A 24,677-nucleotide genomic window follows, 5' to 3' on the forward strand; every position below is an offset into this window, starting at 1 on the left:
CTTTTTCGCGCGCTTCTACTCTGCGATAAGTCGATAGCGACTTCCTGCTCCTTCCTTTGTTTAACGCTCCGTTGACGATTCGACCGGCTGGTTTTAATCGTCCTTCCGTAGACTTGAGCCACTCGAATGCAAGCGGGACTTCGGAGGAGGAAGACAGAATGCGCATTTTCAGGGGAAGCGGCTGGTCGGACATGCAGACGAGGCTGATCGCGAGCTTCGCGATCGTCTCGCTGCTGCTGGTCGGCCTCGCCGTCTATCAATTCGAGCGGATCAGCCAGGTCCGCAGCTCGATGACCGAGCAGAAGCGGGAGATGGACAAGCGGCTGTCGACCGCGAAGATCAGCCAGTTCCTGCAGGAGCTGGATCGTTTGGAGGGCGAGCTGAAGCGGGAGAACGACGCGGAGCGCATCGAGCCGTTCCGCACGGTCCATCAGGCGATGGAGACGGAGCTGAGTCGGCTGGACTTCTCCGGCAGCACCGCCGCGCAGGAGGATCTCGAGGCGCTGCGGACGAAGTCCGGCCATTACGCCGGCGAGGTGGAGAAGATGGCCGCGCTGCTCCTGGATGAAAATGCCGATCCGCTGGAGCTGCTGGAGCAGATGGATCTGCTCCATACCCGCACCGCCGCGGAAAACGTGACGATGCTCGACATCAGCAGCCGGCTGAGCGCGGCCGCCGACCGCAATGCGGGCGCCGCCCAGGCGCTCTCGTTCGAGCGGCTGCAGGACACGCTGACGATGTCGGGCGCTGCCGCGCTGGCGGTCATCACGCTTACCGTGGTCGTCGCGTTCCTGCTCGTCCGCTCGTTCCGCGCGAGCGTCGGACAGCTGGAGCGGGCCGTCGGAAGGCTCGCCGAGGGCGATCTGCGGGAGCGGATCGGCTCCTCGCGGACGGACGAGCTCGGCCGGCTGAGCCGTCAGTTCGACGTGATGGTCGACCGGGTGCACGGAATGCTGCAGCGGAGCCGCGCCGTGGCCGCTTCGCTGGAGAGCCGGTCGGGCGCATTCCGTGTGTCCGCCGACGTGACGGCAGCGGCGAACGAGGAGATCCTGCGCTCGATCCGGGACATCGCCGCCGGCGCGGAGAGCCAGAGCGAGCTGTCCGAGGAGACGAGCCGGCTGATGGACGGGCTGGGCGCGGATGTGGAGGCGATCGCGGGCCTGGCCGACGGGATGCTGAAGCTGCGCGGCACGGCGGAGGGCGATACGCGGCGCGGACAGGAGACGGTCGGCCGGCTGCGGGAGACGTCGCGGCAGACCGAGGAGAGCATCGCCTGCATGTTTGAGGAGCTGGAGCGGCTGAGCGGATTCTCGAGCCAAATCTCCGGCATTACGAAGTCGATGATCGAGCTTTCTTCGCAGACGCATGTGCTGGCGCTGAACGCCTCCATCGAAGCGGCGCAGGCGGGGGCGTACGGCAAGGGATTTGCCGTCATCGCCGAGGAGGTCAGGCGGCTGTCGAACCAGACGAAGGAGTCGACGACGGTCATCGGAGGGCTGATCGGCCGGCTGCAGCAGGGCATGGAGCAATTCCGCTCCTCGATGGAAGGCAGCCGCAGCCTGCTCCTGGAGCAGCAGGAGCAGGTCGCGGCGACGCTCGGCAGCTTCGAGGCGATCGGCGGGTCGATGACCCGCATCAGCAAGAGCATCGACGAGGTGCATGCCCAGGTGGACCGCACGCGCGACGCTTGCGGCGGACTTCGGCAGCTCGCCGCCCAGGTGTCGGGCATCGCCGATAGCGCGGCCGCGGCGGCGCAGCAGGTGCTCGCGTCGGGCACGATGCAGGACGAGGAGATCCGCCGGATGGCCCGCCAGGCGGCGGACGTGCATGAGCTGTCGGAGCGGCTGGCGGCGGATATCCGCCTATTCCTGCTGCGCGAGGAGGAGGGCGAGGAGGCGAAGCCTGACGGAGGGCGGGCTCGGCCGGACGGAGACGGCGAAGCGGCGGCATGAGCGCAGGCAGGGAGCGGACCCCGCCGCTGACGGATAAGGCGTGCGCGGGCCCGCGCACGCTCCGGCTTGGCCGGACGCTCCATCCGCCGGTTCCTTGCAGCTCGCGGCAAACCTAAAAGCAGCCCGTTCCTGGCTCCCAGGACGGGCTGCTTCTTCTTAAGCTCCGACCGCGCTCAGCGGGCCGAAGGAATCTCGACGATGGGATCGGCGCCGGGCGCCGCTCAGCGCGCCGAGGGGATGTCGACGATAGGATCGGCGCCGGGCGCCGCTCAGCGCGCCGACGGGATGTCGACGATAGAATCGGCGCCGGGCAACGCTCAGCGGGCCGACGGGATGTCGACGATGGGATCGGCGCCGGGCAACGCTCAGCGGGCCGACGGGATGTCGACGATGGGATCGGCGTCCTGCTCGTAGTCGACGCCGGCCGTTTCAAAGCCGAACAGCTGGAAAAACTCCTTGCGGTAGCCTTCGAGATCGGTCCGCTCGTCGATGTTGGAGCTGTCGACCTCGGCCCAGATGCGCGCGACCTCGTCCTGCACGTCTGCGCGCAGCTCCCAGTCGTCGATGCGAATGCGGCCCTTCTCGTCGAGCGGGGTGCCGCCATCCGCATACAGCAGCTCGAACAGGCGCGCCGTCTGCTGGATCGTATTCTCGTGCAGGCCTTTGTCCTTCATGACCTTGTACAGCGCCGACACGTACAGCGGCACGACCGGGATCGCCGAGCTGGACTGGGTGACGAGCGCCTTGCTCACGCTGACGTAGGCGCGTCCGCCGAGCGGAGCGAGCTGCCGCTGGAGCTCCAGCGCGGTCGCCTCGAGATCGTCCTTGGCCTTGCCGATCGTGCCTTCCCGGTAGATCGCCTGCGTAATCGAGGAGCCGATGTAGGAGTAGGCGATCGTGACGGCGCCTTCGGCGAGCACGCCGGCCTGCTGCAGGCGGGTGATCCAGCGCTGCCAGTCGGCGCCGCCCATGACGGCGACCGTCTGCCGGATGTCGTCGTCCTCGGCCGGCTCGATCGTCACCTCGCTCACTTCGCCGGTGTGGAAGTTGACGGTCTTGTTCGTATACGGATCGCCGATCGGCTTGAGCGTGGAGGAGAACGTCTCTCCGGTGTCGGGATCGGTGCGGCGCGGAGCGGCTACGCTGTAGACGACGAGGTCGACCTGGCCGAGCTCCTCGCGGATCGTCTCGATGACCTTGTCCTTGGTCTCGTCGGCGAAGGCGTCGCCCGTGACGCTGATGGACGTCAGGCCGGCCTCGGCGGCCTCGCGCTCGAAGGCGGCGGAGTTGTACCAGCCGGGAGATGCGGTGCGCTTGTCCGTCGCGGCGGACGGACGGAAGACGCCGACGGTCGCCGCGCCGGCGCCGAAAGCGAGGGCGATGCGGGCGGACAGGCCGTAGCCGGTCGACGCGCCAAGCACGAGGGCGCGCTTGGGTCCTTCCAAGCGGGGCTGCTGCTGTATGTACTCGATCTGCTCGCGGACCTGGCGCGCGCAGCCTTCCGGATGCGCGGTCGTGCAGATGAAGCCGCGTGTTCTCGGTTTGATGATCATGATCAGGCATCCTTTCTCCTAGCGGCGGGATCGAATGGTTCGGAAGCGGCGGATGCCGGCATCCGACTTTCATTGTAAGGGATTCAGGGGAAAAGGGAAACCTTGCGGACGCGCCTGATGGAGAAGCGGAGGGAGGGGCAAGCTACCGGATGCGGCGCGGCGGCCCTGCGGGGACCGCCGGATCAAGCCCGCGGAAGGAGGCGGATGGAAAATGGCCAAAGGCGGCAAGATCAGCCTCGACAGCAAGCAGCAGTCGCTGGCGCAGCGGTCCAAGGAAGCGGAAAATCGGGCCGCTGCCGGCAGCGACGAGAACCGCAATCAGAAGGGACATGTTCCGAACCAGCCCTCGACCGGTTAAAATGGAGGCAGGACGGGCCTAGGCCCCGGACGCTCGGCCGGATGCCGGCCGATAGATCCGGAGGGCAGCGGGGTATAGAGGTAGATACCCCGGGCGGCTTGGCGGCCGGCCCGAAGCGAAAGGATGAGAGCGATGGAGAGCAGGCGGACGGAGACGGACAGGACGATCATCACGGGAGCGGGCTCCGGCATCGGCCGGGCGCTCGCTCAAGCCTATGCCGGCAAAGGGGACGAGGTGCTGCTCGTCGACCGCAGCCGCGAAGGGCTGGAGCAGACGCTGCGGCTGATCGAGGCGGCAGGCGGAAAAGCGCAGGTCCATGAGGCGGATCTGAGCCGCCCGGAAGCAGTGAAGGAGCTGTTCGGGCGCGTCCGGGAAAGCTGGGGCGCGGCCGACGTGCTGGTGAACAACGCCGGCATCAGCGCCTTCAAGCCCCTCTGGGAGCTGGAGGTGGAGGAATGGGACGTCGTGCTGGATACGAATCTGCGCGGCACGTTCCTGTGCAGCCGCGAGGCGGCCGTTCTGATGCGGGAGAAGGGCGTGCGGGGACGGATCGTGAACATCGCCTCGACGCGGGCGTTCATGTCCGAGCCCGACTCGGAAGCGTACGCGGCGTCCAAGGGCGGCATCCTCGCGCTGACGCATGCGCTCGCGCTCTCGCTTGCTCCGCACGGCATCCGGGTCAACTCGGTCAGCCCCGGCTGGATCGAGACCGGCGACACGGCCAAGCTGAGCGTCCGCGACCATGAGCAGCATCCGTCCGGCCGCGTCGGACGTCCGGACGACATCGCCCGCGCCTGCTTCTATCTGACCGATTCGGCCAACGATTTCGTCACCGGCGAGAACATTACGGTCGACGGCGGCATGACGCGCAAGATGATCTATGCCGAATAGGCTCGGCTCTTCGCCGAGTCCGCGGCCTGGCCGCATCATTCAAAAGCCTTCCCGCCCGGCGCTGCCGGAGCGGGAAGGCTTTTTGAATTGAAGCCTGCCGGCCTCGCTTTTGGATATTCCTGCCGATAGAGGGATAATCTAACCCCAAAAGGAGGGGATCGCATGCAGGCCGCGAACCAGATCGGCCGCTTGCCGGCCGTGTTCATTCTCGTGCTGTCGGTCGGACTCGTCAATCACGTCCTGATCTTGCCCATTATCCTTCGTGTCGCCGGCCGCGACAGCTGGATCAGTCCGCTGCTCGCCTGCGTGCTCGGCGTCCTGTGGATATGCCTGCCTGTCTACGGCACGATGAAGCGGCTGCGCGAGCCGTTCTGGTCGGCGGCGGAGCGGACGCTCGGCAAGGCCGGCTCATGGGCGCTGAAGCTGCCGGTGCTTGTCGTGCTGCTGGCAACCGCATTCAATTCGCTCATCGACACCATTTCCTGGAGCAAGTCGACCTATCTGCCGGCTACGCCCAATTTCATGTTCGCGATCTGCCTGCTCGGCGTCTCGCTTTATGCCGTCTCCAAAGGGCTGCGGACGATCGCTTTCGCCTCATGCGTCCTGCTGCCGTTCGTCGTCTTGTTCGGAGACTTCGTCATGGGAGCGAACATGCCGCATAAGGACTACCAGTTCCTCAAGCCGTTCCTCGTGCAGGGATTCACCCCGGTGTGGCACGGGGCGCTGCTTGCGGGCTGCTCTCTCGTCGAGATCTACATCCTCGTGCTGTATCAGCACCATATCCGGCAGAAGTTCGCCTTGTGGCAGCTCCTCCTGCTCATGGTGGCGCTCGTGCTGCTGACGATGGGGCCGCTGCTTGGAGCGATCACGCAGTTCGGGCCGACCGAGGCGGCCAAGATGCGCTATCCGGCCTTCTCGCAGTGGCGACTTGTCCAGATCGGCAAGTACATCGAGCATCTCGACTTCTTCGCGGTCTACCAGTGGCTGTCCGGGTCGCTCATCCGCATCGCGATCAGCCTCTATCTCGTCCAGGAGCTGCTCGGGATCCGGCGGCCCAAGGCGAAGGCGGCGTACGGCTGGCTGCTGTTCGCAGCGCTGACCCCGCTGGCCCAGCTGGTCACGGACCATATGATTCCGTATCGCGAGCTGATGGTGTATTATTTCCCGGCATCCGGACTGCTGCTGCTGCTGGTCAGCCTGGGCAGCTGGCTCGTGGCGGCGCTGGCGCGAAGCAGCCGTTCGAAGCCGGCTGGCGGAAGCAAAGGAGGACAGACATGACCCAACAAGGAAAATCGGGCAGCCGGTCGGCGTTCTCGATCGGCCGCGCGCGCGGCAGCGGCCAGGACCGGTCCCGGGAGCGGGACGGCGTCCGGCGCCGCCGCTGGACGAAGGAAGAGCTGCTGGACAAGCTGGAAGGCTGCGGCGACGTCGAGATGCTGGATTCGGGGCTGATGACCGAGCAAGGCGGGCAGAAGGATGTCGTGCTGCTGTATTGTCCGAACCTCATCGACTCCACGCTGTTCCAGCTGTCCGTGCTGAGCGAGCTCAGGCAGCATGGCGGCCGGATCGTAGCCGGCTCGGACACGAAGCTGCTCCATTTCGATCCGGCGGACGAAGTCCAGAACCTGTTCGAGGCTCTGTTCAGCGGAGCGGTGCTTATCCTCGCCGGCGAGGGAGAGGAGCAGCGGATCTACCTGTCGGACATCGCCAACCTGTCGGTCCGGCAGCCTGACGAGTCGGTCATGGAAGTATCGCTCAAAGGGCCGCGCGACGGCTTTGTCGAGAACATCCAGCAGAACATCAGCCTCGTGCGCCGGCGGCTGAAGACGCCGGACCTGCAGATCGACCTGCTGACGGCGGGAAGCGAGTCCCGCACGCAGATCGCGCTTCTGTTCATGGCGAGCCTCGCCGAGCCGGCGATCGTCGAGAGCGCGCGGCGCAGGCTGGAGAACATCGCCGATTCGGTCGTCTCCATCGAGAGCAGCACGCAGATCGAGGCGCTTGTCTCCGACGGCAAGGGAAAGATGTTCCCGCTCGTCCACTACAGCGGACGCCCTGACTTCGTCGCCTCGTCGCTGATGGCCGGGCGCATCGCGATCCTCGTCGACGGCAATCCTGCCTGCGTCATCGCGCCGGCGGATCTCGCCTTCCTCCTCAAGTCGCCCGAAGACCTGCACATGCCGTACTTCTATGTCTCCCTGGAGCGGACGCTGCGCTTCATCGGGCTGTTCCTCAGCCTGTTCGCTCCCGGCTTCTGGATCGCGCTCTGCTCGTTCAACACGGACCAGATCCCGTTCAACCTGCTGGCGACGATCTCCACTTCGCGCAGCGGACTGCCGTTCTCGAGCACGATGGAAATGTTCCTCATGCTGACGATGTTCGAGCTGTTCCGCGAGGCTGGGGTGCGGCTGCCGCGGGCGGTCGGGCAGACCGTGTCGGTCGTCGGCGGGCTGATCGTCGGCAACGCGGCGATCGAAGCCGGCCTCACGTCGCCGACGATGCTCGTCGTCGCCGCCGTCACCGCCGTCGCGACGTTCTCGCTCGTCAACCAGACGCTGAACGGGACGGTCACGGTGCTGCGTTACGCCGTGCTCGCCGCGGCCTCCGTGCTCGGCATGTTCGGCTTTTTCATCAGCCTGCTGGCGATCGTCGTCCATGTGTGCTCGCTGGAGTCGTTCGGCCGCCCCTACATGGCTCCGCTCGCGACGATGGAATTCAAGAACATGCTGCCGAGCTTCCTGCAGCTGCCGTGGAAGAAGCGCAGGCTGCAAGGCGGAGGCGGAAGCCATGACTAGCCGGCGCGCCTCCCGCGCCGCCTGGCTCCGGCTCGTCGCGGCGCTGCTGCCGGCGCTGCTGCTTCAGGGATGCTGGGACGAGATCGACATGACCGATCAAGGGTACGTGTCGGCGCTCGGAGTCGACTACGTCGACGGCCAGTATGTCGTCTACACGCAGCTGATCCAGTTCAAGGCGATCGCCAAGCAGAAAGGCGCGGGTCCCGGCAACGGCAACGTATGGGTGGGAACCGCCAAAGGAAAGACGCTGCTGACCGCGATGGGCAACCTGCAGCGGACGAGCCAGTTCGTCCTCAATATGGAGCACCTGAAGGCGATGATCGTCCACGAGCGGGCGCTGCCGCTGATGAGCGACATTCTCGACGCGAACAACCGCCAGCGGGCTTCCCGCTATACGACGCTCGTCTTCGGCACGCGGGGGCCGATCGCCGAGCTGCTCCAGACGGAATCGTTCTTCGGCTCCTCGCCGCTGCTCAGCGTGCTGTACAACCCGAGCAGCCAGTACGCGCAGAGCAGCTATATCCGGCCGATCAGCATGCAGGAGCTCGTCCGCTTCCTCGACGAGGAAGGCTTCACGGCGATGCTTCCTTCCCTGAAGCTCGACAAAGGCAATTGGCTGCAGTCCGACCGGGAGCTGAAGGTGCAGGCGTACGACGGGCTGTTCGCATTCAACCACCGCAAGTTCAAGCGGTTCCTGCCGCTGGAAGACACGGAGGGCTTCCGCTGGATCGATCCTTCCTTCCTGCAGTATGTGGTGAATACGAAATCGGAAGAGGACGGGGGAGACGGGGACAAGCAGGGCCAGCCGAACGCGAGCGTAAGCATCAACCGCTCCCGGCCGCGCGTCAGCATGGACGTATCCGATGGGGAACCGCATTTCAGGATGGAGGTGAGCTTGAAGGGCCATGTCGTCGAGCTGGACGGCAATCTGGACGAGCAGGAGATCACGCGGCAAGTGGAGGAGGCGATCCGAAGCGAGATCATGGACACGTTCCGCAAAGGCTGCGCCGCCGGAGTGGACGTGCTGCTGCTTGGAGAGAAGCTGTACCGCGACCAGTATCACGTCTGGAAGCAGCTCAACAGCGGGCGGGAATGGATTCCGAAGCCCGGCCAGCTCGAGGCGGTAGTGAAGCTGGAGCTCATCCACACGGGCAAATTCAACCTCAGCTGACCTGCGGCGTGCAGGCGGACAAACAGTCCGCAGGACAAGACGGCGCATAAACTGTTCTATCGAACCCGATAGAGGAGGAATGCGCCATGAAAGACGGACTGGCCGTGCCGCTCGCCGCCGTCATCGGCTCGATCGTCAGCTTTGCCTTCGGCATCTGGCACGAGTCGCTGACGCTGCTGCTCGTCTGCATGGCGGTGGACTATATCACCGGAATCTCCGCTTCGCTCAAGGAGCGGCGGGGGCTGAGCAGCATCGTCGGCTCCTGGGGACTCGCGCGCAAAGGACTGACGCTGCTCATCATTCTGATCGCGCATCGGATCGACGAGCTGCTCGGCGGCGGAAGCGCGGTGATGGGCGCCGCGATCTATTTCTACATCGGCAACGAGCTGCTGTCCATCGTGGAGAACTGCGGACGCATCGGGCTGCCGCTGCCGGAAAAGCTGCGGTCGGCAATCGAAATCTTTCGCCGCAAGGACGACTGAACGACACGGAATGTTCAATGAATTGTCAAAATCTCGCCCTCGATGTCCGCATGGAAGCGGTTGAAGCTTGTGATGGACCCCCTTTATTCGTTATAGTAAGAAATAGCTATGGACAAAACTGGATTCTCATCAATGCACAAAGGGGAGCAAGAACCTCATGAAATGGATTATGTCAATTCTGCTCGTCATTACCGCTGGCGTCGGCATCTACATGCTTACGCTCGGCCTGCCGGAAGGACCGAAGGACGAGACGGCGGATCTGCCTGAAGGCGTGGAGCTGCTCAAGGTGACCGCCTCCAACGATTTTGTCTTCGACAAGCAGGAATACGTCGTCAAAGCCGGCCAGAAGTACAAGCTGGTGCTGCATAACAAGAGCGGCATCCACGGACTCGGCATCGAGGAGCTCGGCATCGACCTTCAAGGCGATACGATGGAGCAGGAAGTGACCTTCGACAAGCCCGGCCGTTATGAAATGCACTGCTCGGTCATGTGCGGCATCGGCCATGCCGACATGAAATCGACGCTCGTCGTCGAATAATCCGCACCGCGCCGCCGGATCAAGCGCTCCCTTCGGGGGGCGCTTTTTTTTGCGCGCTTCGTGCGCCATCGCCGATGTAACCAGCGGTTCACGCTCCGTTCATACGCCGTCCCTAAGCTGAATGCATCGAGACAAGGAGGCGATGAAGGATGTTTTTGGCGCTTCGGGAAATGAGGCATGCGAAGCTGAGGTACGCGCTGATGGCGGCGATATTGATTCTGGTGTCCTTTCTCGTGCTGTTCGTGACGGGGCTGGCCAAAGGACTGAGCTACGCGAACGCGTCCTCGGTCGTCAACATGCCGGCGGACGCATTTCTGCTGTCGGCGGATGCCGAGCATCGGCTGGCGCGCTCGGAGCTGGCCGCCCCGCAGGCGGAGCGGATTCGCGAGCTGGCTGGGGAAGGCAAGTCGGAGGCGCTCGGCGTGCGGATGGCTGCGGTCGAGGTCGACGGAGCCGGCAAGGCCGACGCGGCGGTGCTCGCCGTCGATCCGGAGGGCTGGCTCGCTCCGCCGGTGGTAGAGGGCGCTGCGCTTGCGCCGGGCGATACGGGCAAGGCCATGGCGGACGCGCAGCTGAAGGCTGCGGGGGCGCGCATCGGCGGGGTGCTGACCGATACGGCCAGCGGACGGAGCTGGGAAATCGTCGGCTTCACGCAGGACGAATCGTTCAGCCATACGCCGGCGCTGTTCGTCAGTCCGGCCGAATGGGCGGAGCTGGCTCGGCCGGTCCTCGGCGGAGCTGCCAGCGGCGGCGGCGAGCCGGCGGGCTCGGCGCCGTACAATGCGATCGCCTTGCAGGGCGACGCGCAGCGGCTGGAGGCGATCGCGGCAGAGCTGCCGGACACGGCGCTGCTGAGCAAGCGCCAGGTGATCGAGGCGATCCCAGGCTACTCGGCGGAGCAAGGCTCGCTGTCGATGATGATCGCGTTCCTCTATGTCATCTCGGCGTTTGTGCTGGCGGTGTTCTTTTATGTCATGACGCTCCAGAAGCTCGGCCAGTTCGGCATCCTCAAGGCGATCGGCGCCGGCACCGGTTATCTGGCGCGCAGCGTCGCGGGGCAGGTGCTGCTGCTGGCGGCGGCGAGCCTGGCCGCGAGCCTGCTGCTGATCGCGGGCTTTTGCGCCGTGCTGCCGGCCTCGCTGCCGTTCCGGCTGGACGAGATGACGCTGCTCGCCACCTGCGGCTTGTTCCTGGCGACATCGGCCGCCGGCTCGCTCGTATCGATCGTCAAAGTAGCCCGCGCCGATGCGCTGGAAGCGATAGGGAGGACAACGGCATGAACAGGACGAAGGCGAAGCTCGTGCTGGACGGAATCACGCATGCGTTCACGGACGGGGAGAAGGAAAGGACGATTTTGGACGGGCTGTCACTCGAGGTGGGGGAGGGCGAGCTGGTCGCGGTGACCGGGCCGTCCGGCTCCGGCAAGAGCACGTTCCTGTCGATCGCGGGGGCGCTGCTGTCGCCGGACGGCGGCGAGGTGCGCATCGACGGGCAGCCGCTGTCCGGCATGGACGCGATGCGGCTCGCGCAGCTGCGTCTCGGCAAGCTCGGCTTCATCTTTCAATCGGCGAACCTGATCCCTTACTTGAAGGTGGAGGAGCAGCTGCTGCTCGTCGCCAGGCTTGCCGGCATGCCGCGGGCGGAGGCGGCGGCGCGCTCGCGGGAGCTGCTGGAGCGGCTCGGCCTCGGCGGCTGGCGCAAGGCGTATCCGGAGCGGCTGTCGGGAGGGGAGAAGCAACGGGCGGCGATCGCCCGGGCCTGGATGAACGGGCCCGAGGTCATCCTCGCGGACGAGCCGACGGCGAGCCTCGACGCGCCGCGCGGCGCGGATGTCATGGAGATGCTGCGCGCAGAGGTGAAGGCGCGCAGCAAGGCGGGCGTCGTCGTGACGCATGACGAGCGGGTGCTCTCGTTTTGCGACCGGGTGCTCGTGCTGGACGCGGGCAGGCTGAAGCCGGCCTGACGGCGGCGGAAACGGCGGCAGCCCGGCGGCGCGCTCCTCTTTTAGAGGAGGAGCTTCGCTGCCGGGCTGCTTCGCGCGCGGAGCGCGGCGTCCATGGGGGGGGGCCGCCGATGCGGCTTCAGACGCGCCTGCGCCTGCGGCCAGCCGCGATCAGCCGATCGCAGGCATAGCCGATGACGGCGTAGCACAGCACCGTCAAGGCGTACATGACGATGACCGGCGTCTTGTGGATGTCGTAGAACACGTCGGATATCCAGGCGACCGGACTGAACATGAAGAAGAACACATTATGGGGGTCGTAGCCCGTCGAGCTGAACAGGCACAGGATCAGGCCGAGGGCAGTCGCAGCAAGCGTGACCGGATAGCGCATATGGGCAAAGCTCCCTTCCGCCGGCATTGCCGAATCGTACGGCTTGCGTTATTATGGGTCAAAAGGGCGCCGGACATGCAGACGGCGGACAAGGCCCTTCCGCCTGCGGGCACAACTGGATTGGAGGATACGCGGCAATGTTGACTCATATCGTCTTTTTCCGCCTGAAGGACCGCTCTCCCGAGAGCGTCGAGGCCACGGCGGCCGTCCTGCGCGCCATGGAGGGCAAGATCGAGGTTCTCCGCCATCTGGAGGTCGGCAAGGACGTCGTCCACTCGGAGCGCTCCTACGACATCGCGCTCGTGACGAAGTTCGACTCTCTCGAGGCGCTGGGCGAGTATCAGGTCCATCCGGTCCATCAGGATGTCATCCGCCATATGAACGAGGCGCGGGAATCGTCTGTCGCCGTCGATTACGAATCCTAAGCGGAGCCGGGGAGGAAGCATTCATTCATGGAAGAGCAGCAGTCGCTCGGGGAAGACTTCTATATGATGATCACCTATCTTTTTGTCGTCGTCATCAGCAGCGTCATCATGATCGTCTGGCTGAAGCGTCGCGGCAAAAAGAAGAAATAAGCATTCACGGAGGCGCTTCATGTATTATGTGAACGTGCAGGACATCCGGCTGCGGCTGGATGGAATACCGGAGCTGGCGGACGCGCTCGACGAGCTCGCGGCATCCTGGAACGGCTCGACGCTCCACGGACTCGCGCAGGAGCGGCTGCTCCACCTGGCGATCGAGACGGTGACCGACGTCGGCAGCTGCCTGATCGACGGCTACATCATGCGCGAGGCGAGCAGCTACAGCGACATCATCGAGATCATCGGCGGCGAAGAGGTGCTGGACGCGGAGCTGGCCGAGCGGCTCAAGCAGTTGACGGCGCTGCGCCGTCCGCTCGTGCAGGAGTTTTTCAGCTGGCCGCGCGGCGAGCGGCATCCGTTCACGGCGGAGCTCGCCGGCTGGCTGCGGCAGTTCAATGAGCAGGTCGAAGCGTATTTGCAAAAAGAGCAGTAGCGGCATCCAGCCGCATCGGCGTCCTGCGGGACCGCCGATGCGGCTTTTTTTCGCAGGATCGGGCGGGCCCTTCTTTTACGGGCAGCCCGATTTTTTTGTGTCACTCGGCGCCTATGCCGCATCTACTGAAAGCAGGAACTGGGCTCCCGCCCGGTCCGGCAACAGATGCAGCGGGAGGCGAGGCTGGATGGAATGGTGGTATGCGGGCTGCGCGGCGCTGCTATGCCTGTCGACGGCCGCGGCCGCGTGGCAGGCGCGGGCGCTGATGCGGCGGCTGGCCGAGACGGCGGCGGAGCTGGAGCGGGCTTCGTCGCAGGCGCTTGGCGAAACGGCGCAGCTGGCCGGCGAGCTGCGCGGGCTCGTGGGCAGGGCGGAGCAGGCGGCCGTCCTGGCCGGACGGCAGCTCGAGAGGCTGGCTCCGCTGGCGGAAGCGGCCGGTTCGCTGCAGGCAGCGGCGGATACGGCCGGATCGGCTGCCCGGCGAATCGCCGAGCAGGCGGTCGGCACCGCAGAAGCGGCGGCGGCTAGAGCCCGCTCGGCGGCCGGAAAGTACCGGCCGCAGCTCGAGGAAGCGATCGCCATCGCCGATGCCGCGCTCGAGGGCTGGATGTACGTGCGCTCGGCGGCTTCCCGATTCAGATCGCCTGCATGTTCCGGCGGGGAACAAGGGAACCCTAATGACGAAAGGAGAGATTGACATGGTCAAATGGCAAACGAAGAAACGCGGCGGGGGCTTCCTGCTCGGAGCTCTGGCCGGAGGCGTCATCGGCTCGGTGACCGCGCTGCTGTTCGCGCCGAAGTCCGGCAGCGAGCTGCGGAGCGACATCGGCGAGCGCGCGGCTCGCGCCGCCGACAAGGCGGGCGAGATCGGCTCGCGGATCGGCAGCTCGGCGGCCGAAGCGGCGCGGCACACGGCCGATAGCGCCGCCGTGCTGAAGGAGAAGGCGATCCACACGGCCGATCATCTGGCTTCCGGCATCAAGTTCTGGGAGCGCAAGACGGAGGAGCCGATCGTCTCCATCGCCTCGACGAGCGCTGATTCGTCCGCAGTTGAAGCGGCCGATTCGATCGAGGAGCTGACCGACGGACTGCAGGCGACGGAGCTTTGGAGCGAAGAAGAAGCCGAAGCCGAAACCGACGAAGACATCAAGATCTGAGCGAGCGCGGGAGCGGAGCCGGACCGGAAGCCTTCCGGCTCCGGCTGCTGTCGTTTCGGGAGGCGGCGGAGCTTCGTCTTTGCCGGCGGCAGCATGCGCGATAATGAATGGTTGGAGCATGCAGGATAGCGAATGGTTGGAGCATGAGCCATATCTCACGGTTGGAGCTTCGCTCTCGCGCCAGGCGGGTCGTGTTGCCCGGCAGCGGCGGTCCAGGCTAGTCCGAGCGGCCGGAATAGCGGGAAGGCGGCATGCCGTACGCGCGCCGGAACATCCGCTGAAAATACGAAACCTCCCCATAGCCGAGATAATCGGCTATTTCTTCTATCGTCAGAAGCGATTCCGACAGCATGTACACGGCCGTCCGCATGCGCTGGGCATGGACGTACCCGCTGATCGTCTGCCCGGTTCCCCGGCGGAACAGCGTGGCGGCGTAATTGGGCGTGCGTCCGATGCAGCGTCCGAGGTCTTCCTTGGTGATCTTCTCCCGATAGTTGTCCTGGATAAAGGCTTTCATCCGCTCCAGATGGCGCGCAGCGACAGCCGCAGGCCGCCCGGCCCGCGCCTCGCGGCTCCAGAGCGCGGCGATCTCGAGTGCGATGCCTTCGCCGCGCACCCGGTAGCCGGGCTCGCGGTCGCCGTCTTCCTCAAGCAGCGTCCGCAGCCGGCCCATCATCCAATCGAGCCGCTGCGTCCGCAGCGAGGCTCCTTCCGCGGGCAAGCCGAGCTCCCGCAAGGAGGGACTGCCCGCCTCGATGCCAAGCACGAACAGCTCCTGCATCCTGCCGTTCCCCGCTTGAAGCGAGGGGCGCGAGCCTGGCGGCGCATAGGCGATATCGCCGCGCTTCAGCTCCAGCTCCTTTCCGCCAGCGTCCAATCGCAAGGACAGGCTTCCGTACGCCACCAGCAGCAGCAGACCGATGCCGGAGCCTGCCGCCAGCGTCATGCCCTCCAGCTTCCCTTGCAGCCTTCTGATCGTCCACTCCATCTTGCCGCCTCCACTTCTCGTCCTAAAAATCGTACTATAGGTTTTTTATTATACTATAGGATGTCGAATCTTGGCGAAGAGAGAGGTACAATAGGGGCAGAAGATGAGGAGGCTATCGCTGTGACTCTACGCAAAACGAAAATCGTCTGTACGCTCGGCCCCGCGAGCGAATCGCCGGAAGTGCTCGTCCAACTGATGGAGGCCGGCATGAACGTAGCGCGCATCAACATGGCGCACGGAGAACTGGAGGATCATGCCGCGCGCATCCGCGCCGTGCGGGAGGCATCGCAAGCATCCGGCGCCGTCGTGCCGGTGCTGATGGACATCAAAGGCCCTGAGGTGCGGATCGGCAAGCTGAAGGAGCCTTATGTGACGCTCGTTCCCGGCGGAGAGCTGACGCTTACGACCGTCGAGCTCGAAGGCGACGCTTCGCGCATCTCGGTCAACTATGCCGGATTGCCGGAGGATGTGTCCGAAGGCAGCACGATCCTGATCGACGACGGCCTGATCGAGCTGTCCGTGCTGGAATCCGGCGGCACGGACATCCGCTGCCGCATCGTCAGCGGCGGCGCGCTCAAGCCGCGCAAGGGCGTCAACCTGCCCGGCGTTCGCACCCGCCTGCCGGGCGTGACGGAGCGCGACGTGAAGCATATCCATTTCGGCATCCGCGAGCAGGTCGACATCATCGCCGCCTCGTTCGTCCGCAAGGCCGAGGACATCATGGAGATCCGCCAAATTCTCGAGGAGCATGGGGCGGGCCACATCCAGATCATCTCCAAGATCGAGAACGACGAGGGCGTCGAGAACCTCGACGCGATCATCGAGGTGTCGGACGGCATCATGGTCGCGCGCGGCGATCTCGGCGTCGAGATTCCGGTCGAGGACGTGCCGGCGCTGCAGGAAGAGATGATCCACAAATGCAATCTGGCCGGCAAGCCGGTCATCGTCGCGACCCATATGCTGGAGTCGATGCAAGTCAACCCGCGGCCGACGCGCGCCGAGGTGAGCGACGTCGCGAACGCCGTCATCCAGGGCACGGACTGCATCATGCTGTCCGGCGAGACGGCGGCGGGCAAGTATCCGGTCGAGTCGGTGCGCCGCATGGCGTCGATCGCCGCCAAGACCGAATCGCTCGCCGATCACCGCCTGCAGTTCCGCACGCGCCAGGTGCTGCATGCGACGACGACGACCGAGGTGATCAGCCAAGCGGCGGTCGGATCCTCGCTTGACCTCGACGCCAAGGCGATCCTGACGCCGACGGAATCGGGCTTCACGGCCCGCATGGTGTCCAAGTACCGTCCAAAAGCTCCGATCATCGCGATCACGCCGGAGCCGACGACGATCGCCAAGCTATGCCTGCTGCGCGGCGTCATCCCGGTGCTCGGCGAGCGCGCCGAGTCGACCGACGCGATGTTCGAGTCGGCCGTCGACGGCGGACGCAAGACGGGCCTGCTGCAGGACGGCGACTTCGTCGTCATCTCCAGCGGCGTGCCGGTCGGCAAGGCCGGCGCCACGAACCTGATCAAAATCATGCAAGTGTAAGCCGGCCGCTCCGCTACCGGCTACCCTTGCAGCGCAAGCTGGAAAGCCCTTTTCGACGGATGCGAGCCTTCGTGGCAAGCGGATGTCGGGAAGGGCTTTTTGGCATGGCGGCAGCGCTGCCGCAGCGTGGACCGATTGCCGGGGACGAACAGCCCGCTGGGGGATCCGGATGGGAGAATTGGCCGCTGCGCGAGCCGTATGCAAGGGACGAACATACGCTTCGCGAAACGAGTGCAAGCCCCTGGGGACGAAGAGGCCGCTGCGCGAGCCGAGCCTTTCTCCGATTCCACTGGAAGCCGGATGCCCGGATTGCCCGACCTCCTAGGCGGAAGCCATCCGTCTTCCAAGAGGACCGCTGCCGCTTCTCCGAAAGGCATCGTCTCGCTCCGCTTGCCTTGTCCCTGCGTCGCCTCCTCCCCATTTTTTGGGAGAGTGGGCCGTCCCCCGCATACCTGGGAAACGGCAGCTCGCTCGGCACGCGGCCGAACCGGTCGGAGATGCGCGGAAAAACCGAGTAACTCGGGCAAGCAGGAGCCGAACCGGTCGGAGATGCGCGGAAAAACCGAGTAACTCGGGCAAGCAGGGGCCGAACTGGTCGGAGATGCGCGGAAAAACCGAGTAACTCAGGCAAGCAGGGGCCGAACTGGTCGGAGATACGCGGAAAAACCGAGTAACTCAGGCAAGCAGGGGCCGAACTGGTCGGAGATGCGCGGAAAAACCGAGTAACTCAGGCAAGCAGGAGCCGAACCGGTCGGAGATGCGAGGTCAAATCAAGTAACTCCGGTAGGCAGGCGTGTCGGTTGGAGCCTGAAAGACGGGCTGGCGAGCCGCTGCAACCCGATTTATTCGGGTTAGAGCCTGAAAGACGGGCTGGCGAGCCGCTGTAAGCCGATTTATTCGGGTTAGAGCCTGAAAGACGGGCTGGCGAGCCGCTGTAAGCCGATTTATTCGGGTTAGAGCCTGAAAGACGGGCTGGCGAGCCGCTGCAACCCGATTTATTCGGGTTGGAGCCTGAAAGACGGGCTAGTGAGCCGCTGTAAGCCGATTTATTCGGGTTAGGGCAGAGAGACGAGCTTGCGGGCAGCTAGAACCCGATTTTCCCGGGGGTTCAGCTCGTTATAGAAGCTTTCGAGGGTTCCGGAGAATGCGATCAAAGAAATCCTGGTTACATGGAGATCGGAACGAGTCTTTACGAAGCGAAGCGGGGGCGGGTTCGGCATCAGCTTCTAACCGATTGTATCGGTGATAGGGCTAGCCGGTGATGAGCGAAGGCAGCGAACCTATCGTCGAAACCAGAGAGCGAAGCGGGACGGGGAGCTCGTGGAGAAGCGGCAGCGGTTCCCTTGGAGGCCGGATTGCACCCCTGCTGGGGAATGGGATCAAAGGAATTTGGGCTCCAGGGAGATCGGAACGAGTCCCCGCCCCGCGAAGCGGATACGGGTTCCAGCTTGGTCTTCCGCTCGCAACCAGGAGCGAAGCGGAAGCAGGTTCGCGGTTGAACATCCGCTCCGCGATCCGTCCTCAGGTTCCCGCAACGCTCACCGCCCTGCGAAGCGTTACCAGGTCGCAACTCCCCGCTCCGCGAACCGTCCGCAGGTCCCCGCCCCGCTCCCCGCCCCGCGAACCGTCCTCAGGCTCCGGCCTCACTCCAGCCCCTGCCGGTAAGCGGTAGGCGACAAGCCGAAGCTGCGCCGGAAATGGCGGGAGAAGTAGAGCGGGTCCGCGTAGCCGCACGAAGAAGCGATCTGCTCGACCGACAAGTCGGTGGCGAGCAGGTCCTTGGCCCGGCTCATCCGCAGCTCGCCCAGGTACTGCATCGGCGAAAGGCCGGTGAACGCGCGGAACAGCTTGGACAGATGGGTGCGGTGGTAGCCGAGGCGGCGGGCCAGCTCCTGGATCGAGACGGGCTCCGCATAATGGGTCTGCAGCCAGCGGACCGCCTGATCGACCTGGCGCCTCGCCGCGTCGGTGGAGCGGGCGGGCGTCCGCATGCGCTCCGGCTGGAACCGCGCGAGCTCGCAGAGCAGCAGCCGCAGCCAGCCGGCCGCCTCCAGGTCGGACAAGGCGGCGCTGCTGCCGCCGGCTAGCGCGTCGCGCAGCCGGCCGTACAGCTGCGGCGCGTCGCCGCAGCCTCGTCCCGCCAGCACCGGGCTCGCCGGATCCAGTCCCGCCGCAGCCAGCAAGGGCCGCACGGCATAGCCGCGGAAGGCGACCCACTCGTACGTCCACGGCTCCTGCTCGTCCGCTTCGTAGAAGAACAGCTCACCCGGAAAGATGACGAACGTGTCGCCCGCTTCCAGCCGATGCTCGGCGTCGCGCCAGCGGAAAACGCCCCGTCCGCTCGAGACGGTGTGGATGAGCGCATAGTCGTGAATGCCGGGACCGTTGCGATGCCCCGGCAGCGGACTGCCCTGGCCGCTGAACAGCACGTACAGCTCGCCGGCGGACGCCTCGCTTGGATTGTCCCATACTTGAAACGAATAGTGATCGGGCGTCTCCATCCTTTTCCCTCCCGTGCAAGTCTCCTTTCCCATACCGTACCGAAAATGAAGACAAATGTCCATGCCTTTCCTTCTTCCAGCTCTACTCGCCGCTGCGCCGCTTCCGTATGATCGAGATAAGTGGCGGGCAGGCAGCACGGGAATGGAAATCGCTTTCAGATCTAGCGCAGGATGATTTCCGCAGCCGGGAAGCGTTCAGTCGGCAAGCGAGCCGCCGAAGCCGCCGCAAGACAATCATGAAGGTCGAGGAGGCAGGAACATGAAAGGGAAAATTACGTTTCTAGGCGCGGGTAGCACGGTATTCGTCCGCAACGTGCTGGGCGATGTGATGCTGACGCCGGCGCTGCAGGAATTCGAGCTGGCGCTGTTCGACATCGACGCGCAGCGGGTGAAGGAGTCGGAGCAGCTGCTGAGCGCGATCAAGCGGACGAGCGGCAGCCGCTGCGAGATCAAGGTATACGCGGACCGCAAGGAGGCGCTGCGCGGCGCGAGCTACGTCATCAACGCGATCCAGGTCGGCGGATACGAGCCTTGCACGGTGACCGATTTCGAGATTCCGAAAAAATACGGCTTGCGCCAGACGATCGCCGATACGATCGGCATCGGCGGCCTTTTCCGCAGCCTGCGCACGATTCCGGTGCTGGAGGGCTTCGCCGCCGACATCCGCGAGGTATGTCCGGACGCGCTTTTCCTCAACTATACGAATCCGATGGCCGTTCTCACCAACTATATGAATACGTACGGTGGCGTGCGGACGGTCGGCCTCTGCCACAGCGTGCAGGTATGCGTGCCGCATCTGTTCAAGGACCTCGGCCTTGATCCGACCGGCGTCAAGACGCGCATCGCAGGCATCAACCATATGGCGTGGCTGCTGGAGGCGACCCGGGACGGCGAGGACCTGTATCCGGAGATCAAGCGCCGCGCGGCAGAGAAGCAGAAGGAGAAGCATCACGACATGGTCCGCTACGAGCTGATGCTGAAATTCGGCTACTATGTGACGGAATCGTCCGAGCACAACGCGGAATACCATCCGTACTTCATCAAGAGCCGCTACCCGGAGCTCGTCGACCGCTACAACATCCCGCTCGACGAATACCCGCGCCGCTGCGTGGAGCAGATCGCGAACTGGAACCGCCAGCGCGACGAGCTGCTCGGAAGCGCCGGCCTGGCGCATGAGCGCTCCCATGAATACGCCTCCTACATCATGGAAGCGATCGAGACCGACGTGCCGTTCAAAATCGGCGGCAACGTCATGAACACGCACGGGCTCGTACCGAACCTGCCGCGCGAAGCGTGCGTCGAGGTGCCTTGCCTCGTCGACCGCGGAGGCATCCAGCCGTTGCAGGTCGAAGCGCTCCCGCCGCAGCTGGCCGCGCTCAACCGGACGAACATCAACACGCAGCTGCTGACGCTCGAAGCGGCCGTCACGCGCAAGCGCGAGCATATCTACCACGCGGCGATGCTCGATCCGCATACGTCGGCGGAGCTGTCGATGGACGACATCGTCTCGCTGTGCGATGATCTGATCGAGGCGCACGGAGACTGGCTGCCGGAGTACCGCTGATTCCGCGAGTCCAACTTCCGTTCACATTGGCGGGGTAGACTAGGGGCATCAGCGAGATAAAAAGGAGAATGCTGCATGCCCCATCTGCTCATCGTCGACGACGACCGCCATATCCGCGAGCTGGTCGTCCATTTCATGGCTAAGGAAGGCTTCGACACGACGGAGGCGGCCAGCGGGTCGGAAGCGCTGGCGCGGCTGGAGGATCGTCCGGCCGATCTCGTCATCCTCGATCTGATGATGCCGGGCATGGACGGCTGGGAGCTGTGCCGGCGGCTGCGCGAGGACAGCCGGGAGCTGCCGCTGCTCATGCTGACCGCCAAGGGCGAGACGATGCATAAGGTCAAAGGCTTCGAGCTCGGCACCGACGATTATGTCGTCAAGCCGTTCGATCCGCCGGAGCTCGTCGCCCGCGTCAAGGCGCTGCTCAAGCGCAGCCGGATCGCCTCCTCCAGGCAGGTCAAGGCGGGAGCCGTCACGCTCGACCGCGAGACGTACACCTGCCGGATCGGCGGCCGCGAGGACACGCTGCCGCGCAAGGAGTTCGAGCTGCTGTTCCGGCTCGCCAGCTATCCGGGACGCACGCTGCCTCGCGAGCAGCTGCTCGAGCAGATATGGGGCTACGACTACGAGGGCGACGAGCGCACGCTCGACACGCATATCAAGCGGCTGCGCGACCGGCTGGCGGACGGCTCGGGCGTCGAGATCCGCACGATCCGCGGCCTCGGCTACCGGCTGGAGGAGCGGCCGTGAGTGGACGGGAGCGCGGCGCCCCGGCGCGCGGCGGAGGCGCTGCATCCGGCATGGCCAGGCGGGGCTCGCCTGCCAGGCAGCCGGCAAGCTGGGGCATGCGGATCAAGCGGGCCGCTCTCGTCGCGGCTGTGCTGGCCTGGATCGCCCTTTGCTGGACCGCCTCGTTTTATGCCATCGACCTCTCCGGCTGGACGCCGCCGCCGCTGATCGCCCATCTGTCCGCGACAGCGGGAGGATTCCTGCTGTTCGGATTGTCGATGGCGATCGTCGGCCGCTTCATGCACGAGCGCAACATGGAGCTGTTCAAGGCGATCTTCGACGCCTTGAGCCGCATCGCCCGCGGCGACTTCACCGTCCAGGTCATCCTTCCCCGTCCGCATGACAGCGGCGACGAGTTCAGCCGGCTCGTCCAAGGGATCAACGACATGGCGGCCGATCTTGGCCGGATGGAGACGATGCGGCAGGACTTCATCTCCAACGTCTCGCATGAGATCCAGTCGCCGCTCACCTCGATCCGCGGCTTCGCCCGCGCGCTGCAGGACGAGCAGCTGCCGCAGGAGCAGCGGCGGCGCTATCTGGCGATCATCGAGGAGGAAAGCGAGCGCCTCTCGCGCCTGTCGGACAACATGCTGCGCCTGGCCTCGCTCGACTCCGAGCATCATCCGTTCCGCCCGGCGCGGCTTCGCCTCGACGCCCAGCTGCGCACGGCCGCGCTGTCGCTCGAGCCGCTCTGGAGCGCCAAGGAGCAGGAGCTGGAAGTCCAGGCCGGAGCGCTCGAGATCGAGGCGGACGAGGACCTGCTGCGCCAGGTATGGACGAATCTCATCCACAACGCGGTCAAGTTCTCGCCGGAGCGGGAGCGCATCTCGATCTCGCTCGTCCGCGAAGGCGACGAAGCGGTGGCGACGGTGTCCAACACGGGCGCGCCGATCCCGCCCGAGAGCCTGCCGCATTTGTTCGAGCGCTTCTACAAGGTCGACAAGTCGCGCACCCGCGAGGGCGGAGGCAGCGGCCTCGGGCTCGCGATCAGCCGCAAGATCGTGGAGCTGCACGGCGGCTCGATCGCGGCCGGCAGCGACGAGGAGGGCGGCACGGCGCTGACCGTGCGGCTGCCGGTCCGGCTGCCGCCGCGGGACGGCTCCTCCGCGCCGGATGGGCGTCCGCCTGCTTGAACCGACTCTAGCAATCCGCTAAGATGAAGGTACGTTCGGCAGCCCGGATTCATATGCTGTCTTAGCGAATAGCTGACGTCAATTCGTTCAAGGAAAGCGGTGTGTACGTGCAAAGACCGATAGCCATCCTAGATTCCGGAGTGGGAGGCCTGACTGTCGTGCGCGAGGTGATGCGGCAGCTGCCCCGCGAGAAGGTCATCTACTTCGGAGATACCGCACGGACGCCGTACGGACCGAGGCCAGCGGAGGAAGTGGTCCGGTTCACGGATGAACTCGTAACCTATCTGATGCAGTTCAAGCCTAAAATGATCATCATCGCCTGCAACACGGCGACGGCCGTCGCGCTGGAGCACATCCGCAGCCGCGTCGACGTCCCGGTCATCGGCGTCATCAATCCCGGCTCGCGGGCCGCGATCAAGAGCACGAAGTCCGGCATCGTCGGCATCATCGGCACGATCGGCACGGTTCGCAGCCAGGCGTACGAGGAAGCGCTCAAGCGCCTCAACCCGAACATCCATGTGGCCAGCCTCGCCTGCCCGCAGTTCGTTCCGCTCGTGGAGCAGGGCAATTTCCGCTCCGAGCAGACGTTCGAGACGATCCGCAGCTCGCTGGAGCCGCTCAAGGAGATCCCGCTCGACACGCTCATCCTCGGCTGCACCCACTACCCGTTCCTCGCCGACACGATCGGCGAGGTGATGGGGCCGGGCGTGAAGCTGATCAGCTCCGACAGCGAGACGGCGCGGGAGATGAGCGCGATCCTGCAGGAGACCGGCAAGCTCGCCTCCCAGCCGGAGCTGCCGGTGCATCAGTTCTTTTGCAGCGGCGATCCCCGCCTGTTCAAGCGCATCGCCCAGCAGTGGCTCGGCGAGCAGATCGAGCTGACGCCGGTCGTCTGGCAGATCCCGCAGATCGGCTGAGAGCTATCCCCGTCCGCGCAGCGGACGGGGATAGCTGCGTTTGCGGCCGCATATACATCTCTAATCGGATTCGGAGGAGGGGAGCGGCATGGCAAGGACCGGCAAGATCGTGCAGGCGCGGCCGTACGGCCCGGCGGAGCTGGACGAGGATCTGGCGGCGCTGCAGCTGCGCTATCCGGAGCTGCAGCGCCAGCCGGCGGGCGCGAGCGTCATGGGCAAGCGGCTGGAGCTGCTGCGGATCGGCCGCGGGAGCCGGCATGTGCATCTGAACGCTTCGTTCCATGCAAACGAATGGATCACCAGCCTGGCGCTCATGAGGTGGACCGAGGAGCTGCTCGAGCGGCGCGCCGCCGGCGTCGACCCGGCAGACGGGCTGTCGCTCTGGCTGCTGCCGATGGTCAACCCGGACGGCGTGGAGCTTGCGCTGCGCGGCGTGCCGGAAGGGCATCCGTACGGGCGCCAGCTGCTGGAGTGGAATAGAGGCAGTGCCGACTTCAGCGGCTGGAAGGCCAACATCCGCGGCGTCGACCTGAACGACCAGTTCCCGGCCCACTGGGACGAAGAGCGCAGGCGGCGGGGCATGGAGGGACCGGGACCGCGCGACTACCCGGGCGAAAGCCCGCTCAGCGAGCCCGAGGCGCGCGCGGCGGCGGCGCTGACGGAGCGGGAGTCGTTCGACGTCGTCGCCGCCTTGCATACGCAGGGCGAGGAGATCTACTGGAACTACAGGGGGCTGGAGCCGGCCTGCGCGAGGGGCATGGCCGAGCGGCTCGCCCGCGCTTCGGGCTATGCGGCCGTCGAGCTGGAGGGCAGCGACGCCGGCTACAAGGACTGGTTCATCCAGCGCTTCCGCCGGCCGGGCTTCACGATCGAGCTCGGCTGCGGCGCGAACCCGCTGCCGCTGGAGCAGCAGGACGACATTGTGGCGCGTCTGCGTCCTCTGCTGGAGGAGCTGCTGCGGCTGGCCCGCGAGGAGGATGGACCGGCGCGGTAGCGGAG

The 24,677-nt window shown here is 65.4% G+C and carries 25 protein-coding genes; 21 read left to right on the forward strand and 4 right to left on the reverse strand.

The window, feature by feature from the left end:
* The first annotated feature begins 158 nt into the window (after positions 1-158).
* Positions 159-1,952, forward strand: coding sequence for a methyl-accepting chemotaxis protein (locus GE073_RS25790; protein WP_153783301.1), 1,794 nt, complete (start codon positions 159-161; stop codon positions 1,950-1,952).
* Between the two features lie 365 nt (positions 1,953-2,317).
* Here the strand turns inward: GE073_RS25790 and fabV are convergent, their stop codons facing one another.
* Entirely contained in the window at positions 2,318-3,505 is a 1,188-nt protein-coding gene (gene fabV, locus GE073_RS08980) for an enoyl-ACP reductase FabV (RefSeq protein WP_028599464.1), read from the reverse strand.
* Between the two features lie 211 nt (positions 3,506-3,716).
* Between fabV and GE073_RS25025 the strand changes: the two genes are divergently transcribed.
* The 9 genes from GE073_RS25025 (at position 3,717) to GE073_RS09020 (ending at position 11,703) form a co-directional block, all read left to right on the forward strand.
* Positions 3,717-3,863 (forward strand): hypothetical protein, encoded by a 147-nt coding sequence (locus GE073_RS25025; RefSeq protein ID WP_164820197.1) that lies wholly within the window; start codon positions 3,717-3,719, stop codon positions 3,861-3,863.
* Positions 3,864-3,995: 132 nt separating this feature from the next.
* On the forward strand, positions 3,996-4,754 hold the full coding sequence (locus GE073_RS08985; RefSeq protein ID WP_153783302.1) for an SDR family NAD(P)-dependent oxidoreductase: 759 nt from the start codon (positions 3,996-3,998) through the stop codon (positions 4,752-4,754).
* 162 nt (positions 4,755-4,916) lie between these two features.
* A complete protein-coding gene (locus GE073_RS08990) occupies positions 4,917-6,032 on the forward strand; it encodes an endospore germination permease (protein WP_101808921.1) in 1,116 nt (371 codons plus the stop codon).
* Entirely contained in the window at positions 6,029-7,549 is a 1,521-nt protein-coding gene (locus GE073_RS08995; RefSeq protein ID WP_153783303.1) for a spore germination protein, read from the forward strand. Before GE073_RS08990 ends, GE073_RS08995 begins: the two co-directional genes overlap by 4 nt.
* Positions 7,542-8,720: a Ger(x)C family spore germination protein gene (locus GE073_RS09000; RefSeq protein ID WP_194843328.1), complete on the forward strand. Its 1,179-nt coding sequence runs from the start codon at positions 7,542-7,544 to the stop codon at positions 8,718-8,720. The genes GE073_RS08995 and GE073_RS09000 overlap by 8 nt, the downstream gene beginning before the upstream one ends.
* Positions 8,721-8,806: 86 nt before the next feature.
* Positions 8,807-9,202 (forward strand): phage holin family protein, encoded by a 396-nt coding sequence (locus tag GE073_RS09005; RefSeq protein ID WP_153783305.1) that lies wholly within the window; start codon positions 8,807-8,809, stop codon positions 9,200-9,202.
* A gap of 157 nt (positions 9,203-9,359) precedes the next feature.
* Positions 9,360-9,740: a cupredoxin domain-containing protein gene (locus GE073_RS09010; protein ID WP_052333372.1), complete on the forward strand. Its 381-nt coding sequence runs from the start codon at positions 9,360-9,362 to the stop codon at positions 9,738-9,740.
* Between the two features lie 149 nt (positions 9,741-9,889).
* The gene (locus GE073_RS09015) at positions 9,890-11,020 is read left to right on the forward strand and encodes an ABC transporter permease (RefSeq protein WP_153783306.1); all 1,131 of its coding nucleotides are present in this window, start codon (positions 9,890-9,892) and stop codon (positions 11,018-11,020) included.
* Positions 11,017-11,703 (forward strand): ABC transporter ATP-binding protein, encoded by a 687-nt coding sequence (locus GE073_RS09020; RefSeq protein WP_153783307.1) that lies wholly within the window; start codon positions 11,017-11,019, stop codon positions 11,701-11,703. The genes GE073_RS09015 and GE073_RS09020 overlap by 4 nt, the downstream gene beginning before the upstream one ends.
* 118 nt (positions 11,704-11,821) lie before the next feature.
* On the opposite strand, the gene GE073_RS09025 is transcribed toward GE073_RS09020, so the two are convergent.
* Positions 11,822-12,073 (reverse strand): hypothetical protein, encoded by a 252-nt coding sequence (locus tag GE073_RS09025; RefSeq protein WP_028599471.1) that lies wholly within the window; start codon positions 12,071-12,073, stop codon positions 11,822-11,824.
* Between the two features lie 137 nt (positions 12,074-12,210).
* Here GE073_RS09025 and GE073_RS09030 point away from each other — a divergent pair, with 137 nt between their 5' ends.
* The 5 genes from GE073_RS09030 to GE073_RS09045 all read left to right on the forward strand — a co-directional run bounded on the left by GE073_RS09030 (position 12,211) and on the right by GE073_RS09045 (position 14,244).
* Positions 12,211-12,498 carry a Dabb family protein gene (locus GE073_RS09030; RefSeq protein ID WP_028599472.1) on the forward strand — a complete coding sequence of 96 codons (288 nt, stop codon included), beginning with the start codon at positions 12,211-12,213 and terminating at the stop codon, positions 12,496-12,498.
* A 27-nt stretch (positions 12,499-12,525) separates the two neighbouring features.
* The gene (locus GE073_RS25795) at positions 12,526-12,648 is read left to right on the forward strand and encodes a hypothetical protein (RefSeq protein ID WP_255309805.1); all 123 of its coding nucleotides are present in this window, start codon (positions 12,526-12,528) and stop codon (positions 12,646-12,648) included.
* 19 nt (positions 12,649-12,667) lie between these two features.
* On the forward strand, positions 12,668-13,087 hold the full coding sequence (locus GE073_RS09035) for a DUF86 domain-containing protein (RefSeq protein ID WP_153783308.1): 420 nt from the start codon (positions 12,668-12,670) through the stop codon (positions 13,085-13,087).
* A gap of 187 nt (positions 13,088-13,274) precedes the next feature.
* Complete coding sequence (locus GE073_RS09040; RefSeq protein WP_153783309.1) at positions 13,275-13,784, forward strand: hypothetical protein; 510 nt, start codon at positions 13,275-13,277, stop codon at positions 13,782-13,784.
* Between the two features lies 1 nt (position 13,785).
* Positions 13,786-14,244 (forward strand): YtxH domain-containing protein, encoded by a 459-nt coding sequence (locus GE073_RS09045; RefSeq protein ID WP_194843329.1) that lies wholly within the window; start codon positions 13,786-13,788, stop codon positions 14,242-14,244.
* Positions 14,245-14,461: 217 nt separating this feature from the next.
* Here the strand turns inward: GE073_RS09045 and GE073_RS09050 are convergent, their stop codons facing one another.
* On the reverse strand, positions 14,462-15,232 hold the full coding sequence (locus GE073_RS09050) for a helix-turn-helix transcriptional regulator (protein WP_228551383.1): 771 nt from the start codon (positions 15,230-15,232) through the stop codon (positions 14,462-14,464).
* 120 nt (positions 15,233-15,352) lie between these two features.
* On the opposite strand from GE073_RS09050, the gene pyk reads away from it, so the two are divergent.
* The gene (pyk, locus tag GE073_RS09055) at positions 15,353-16,774 is read left to right on the forward strand and encodes a pyruvate kinase (RefSeq protein WP_228551385.1); all 1,422 of its coding nucleotides are present in this window, start codon (positions 15,353-15,355) and stop codon (positions 16,772-16,774) included.
* Positions 16,775-18,417: 1,643 nt separating this feature from the next.
* On the opposite strand, the gene GE073_RS09060 is transcribed toward pyk, so the two are convergent.
* A complete protein-coding gene (locus tag GE073_RS09060) occupies positions 18,418-19,275 on the reverse strand; it encodes an AraC family transcriptional regulator (RefSeq protein ID WP_153783312.1) in 858 nt (285 codons plus the stop codon).
* Positions 19,276-19,534: 259 nt separating this feature from the next.
* On the opposite strand from GE073_RS09060, the gene GE073_RS09065 reads away from it, so the two are divergent.
* The 5 genes from GE073_RS09065 to GE073_RS09085 all read left to right on the forward strand — a co-directional run bounded on the left by GE073_RS09065 (position 19,535) and on the right by GE073_RS09085 (position 24,672).
* Entirely contained in the window at positions 19,535-20,839 is a 1,305-nt protein-coding gene (locus GE073_RS09065; protein WP_153783313.1) for an alpha-glucosidase/alpha-galactosidase, read from the forward strand.
* Between the two features lie 75 nt (positions 20,840-20,914).
* Entirely contained in the window at positions 20,915-21,589 is a 675-nt protein-coding gene (locus GE073_RS09070; RefSeq protein ID WP_028599480.1) for a response regulator transcription factor, read from the forward strand.
* On the forward strand, positions 21,586-22,761 hold the full coding sequence (locus GE073_RS09075; RefSeq protein WP_228551387.1) for a sensor histidine kinase: 1,176 nt from the start codon (positions 21,586-21,588) through the stop codon (positions 22,759-22,761). The genes GE073_RS09070 and GE073_RS09075 overlap by 4 nt, the downstream gene beginning before the upstream one ends.
* Before the next feature lie 107 nt (positions 22,762-22,868).
* Positions 22,869-23,678, forward strand: a complete 810-nt coding sequence (gene racE / locus GE073_RS09080) for a glutamate racemase (RefSeq protein ID WP_028599481.1) — start codon at positions 22,869-22,871, stop codon at positions 23,676-23,678.
* Between the two features lie 88 nt (positions 23,679-23,766).
* Complete coding sequence (locus GE073_RS09085; protein ID WP_052333377.1) at positions 23,767-24,672, forward strand: M14 family metallopeptidase; 906 nt, start codon at positions 23,767-23,769, stop codon at positions 24,670-24,672.
* Positions 24,673-24,677: the final 5 nt, after the last annotated feature.

This window comes from Paenibacillus sp. B01 (assembly GCF_009649995.1).
Taxonomy (GTDB): domain Bacteria; phylum Bacillota; class Bacilli; order Paenibacillales; family Paenibacillaceae; genus Paenibacillus_O; species Paenibacillus_O pasadenensis.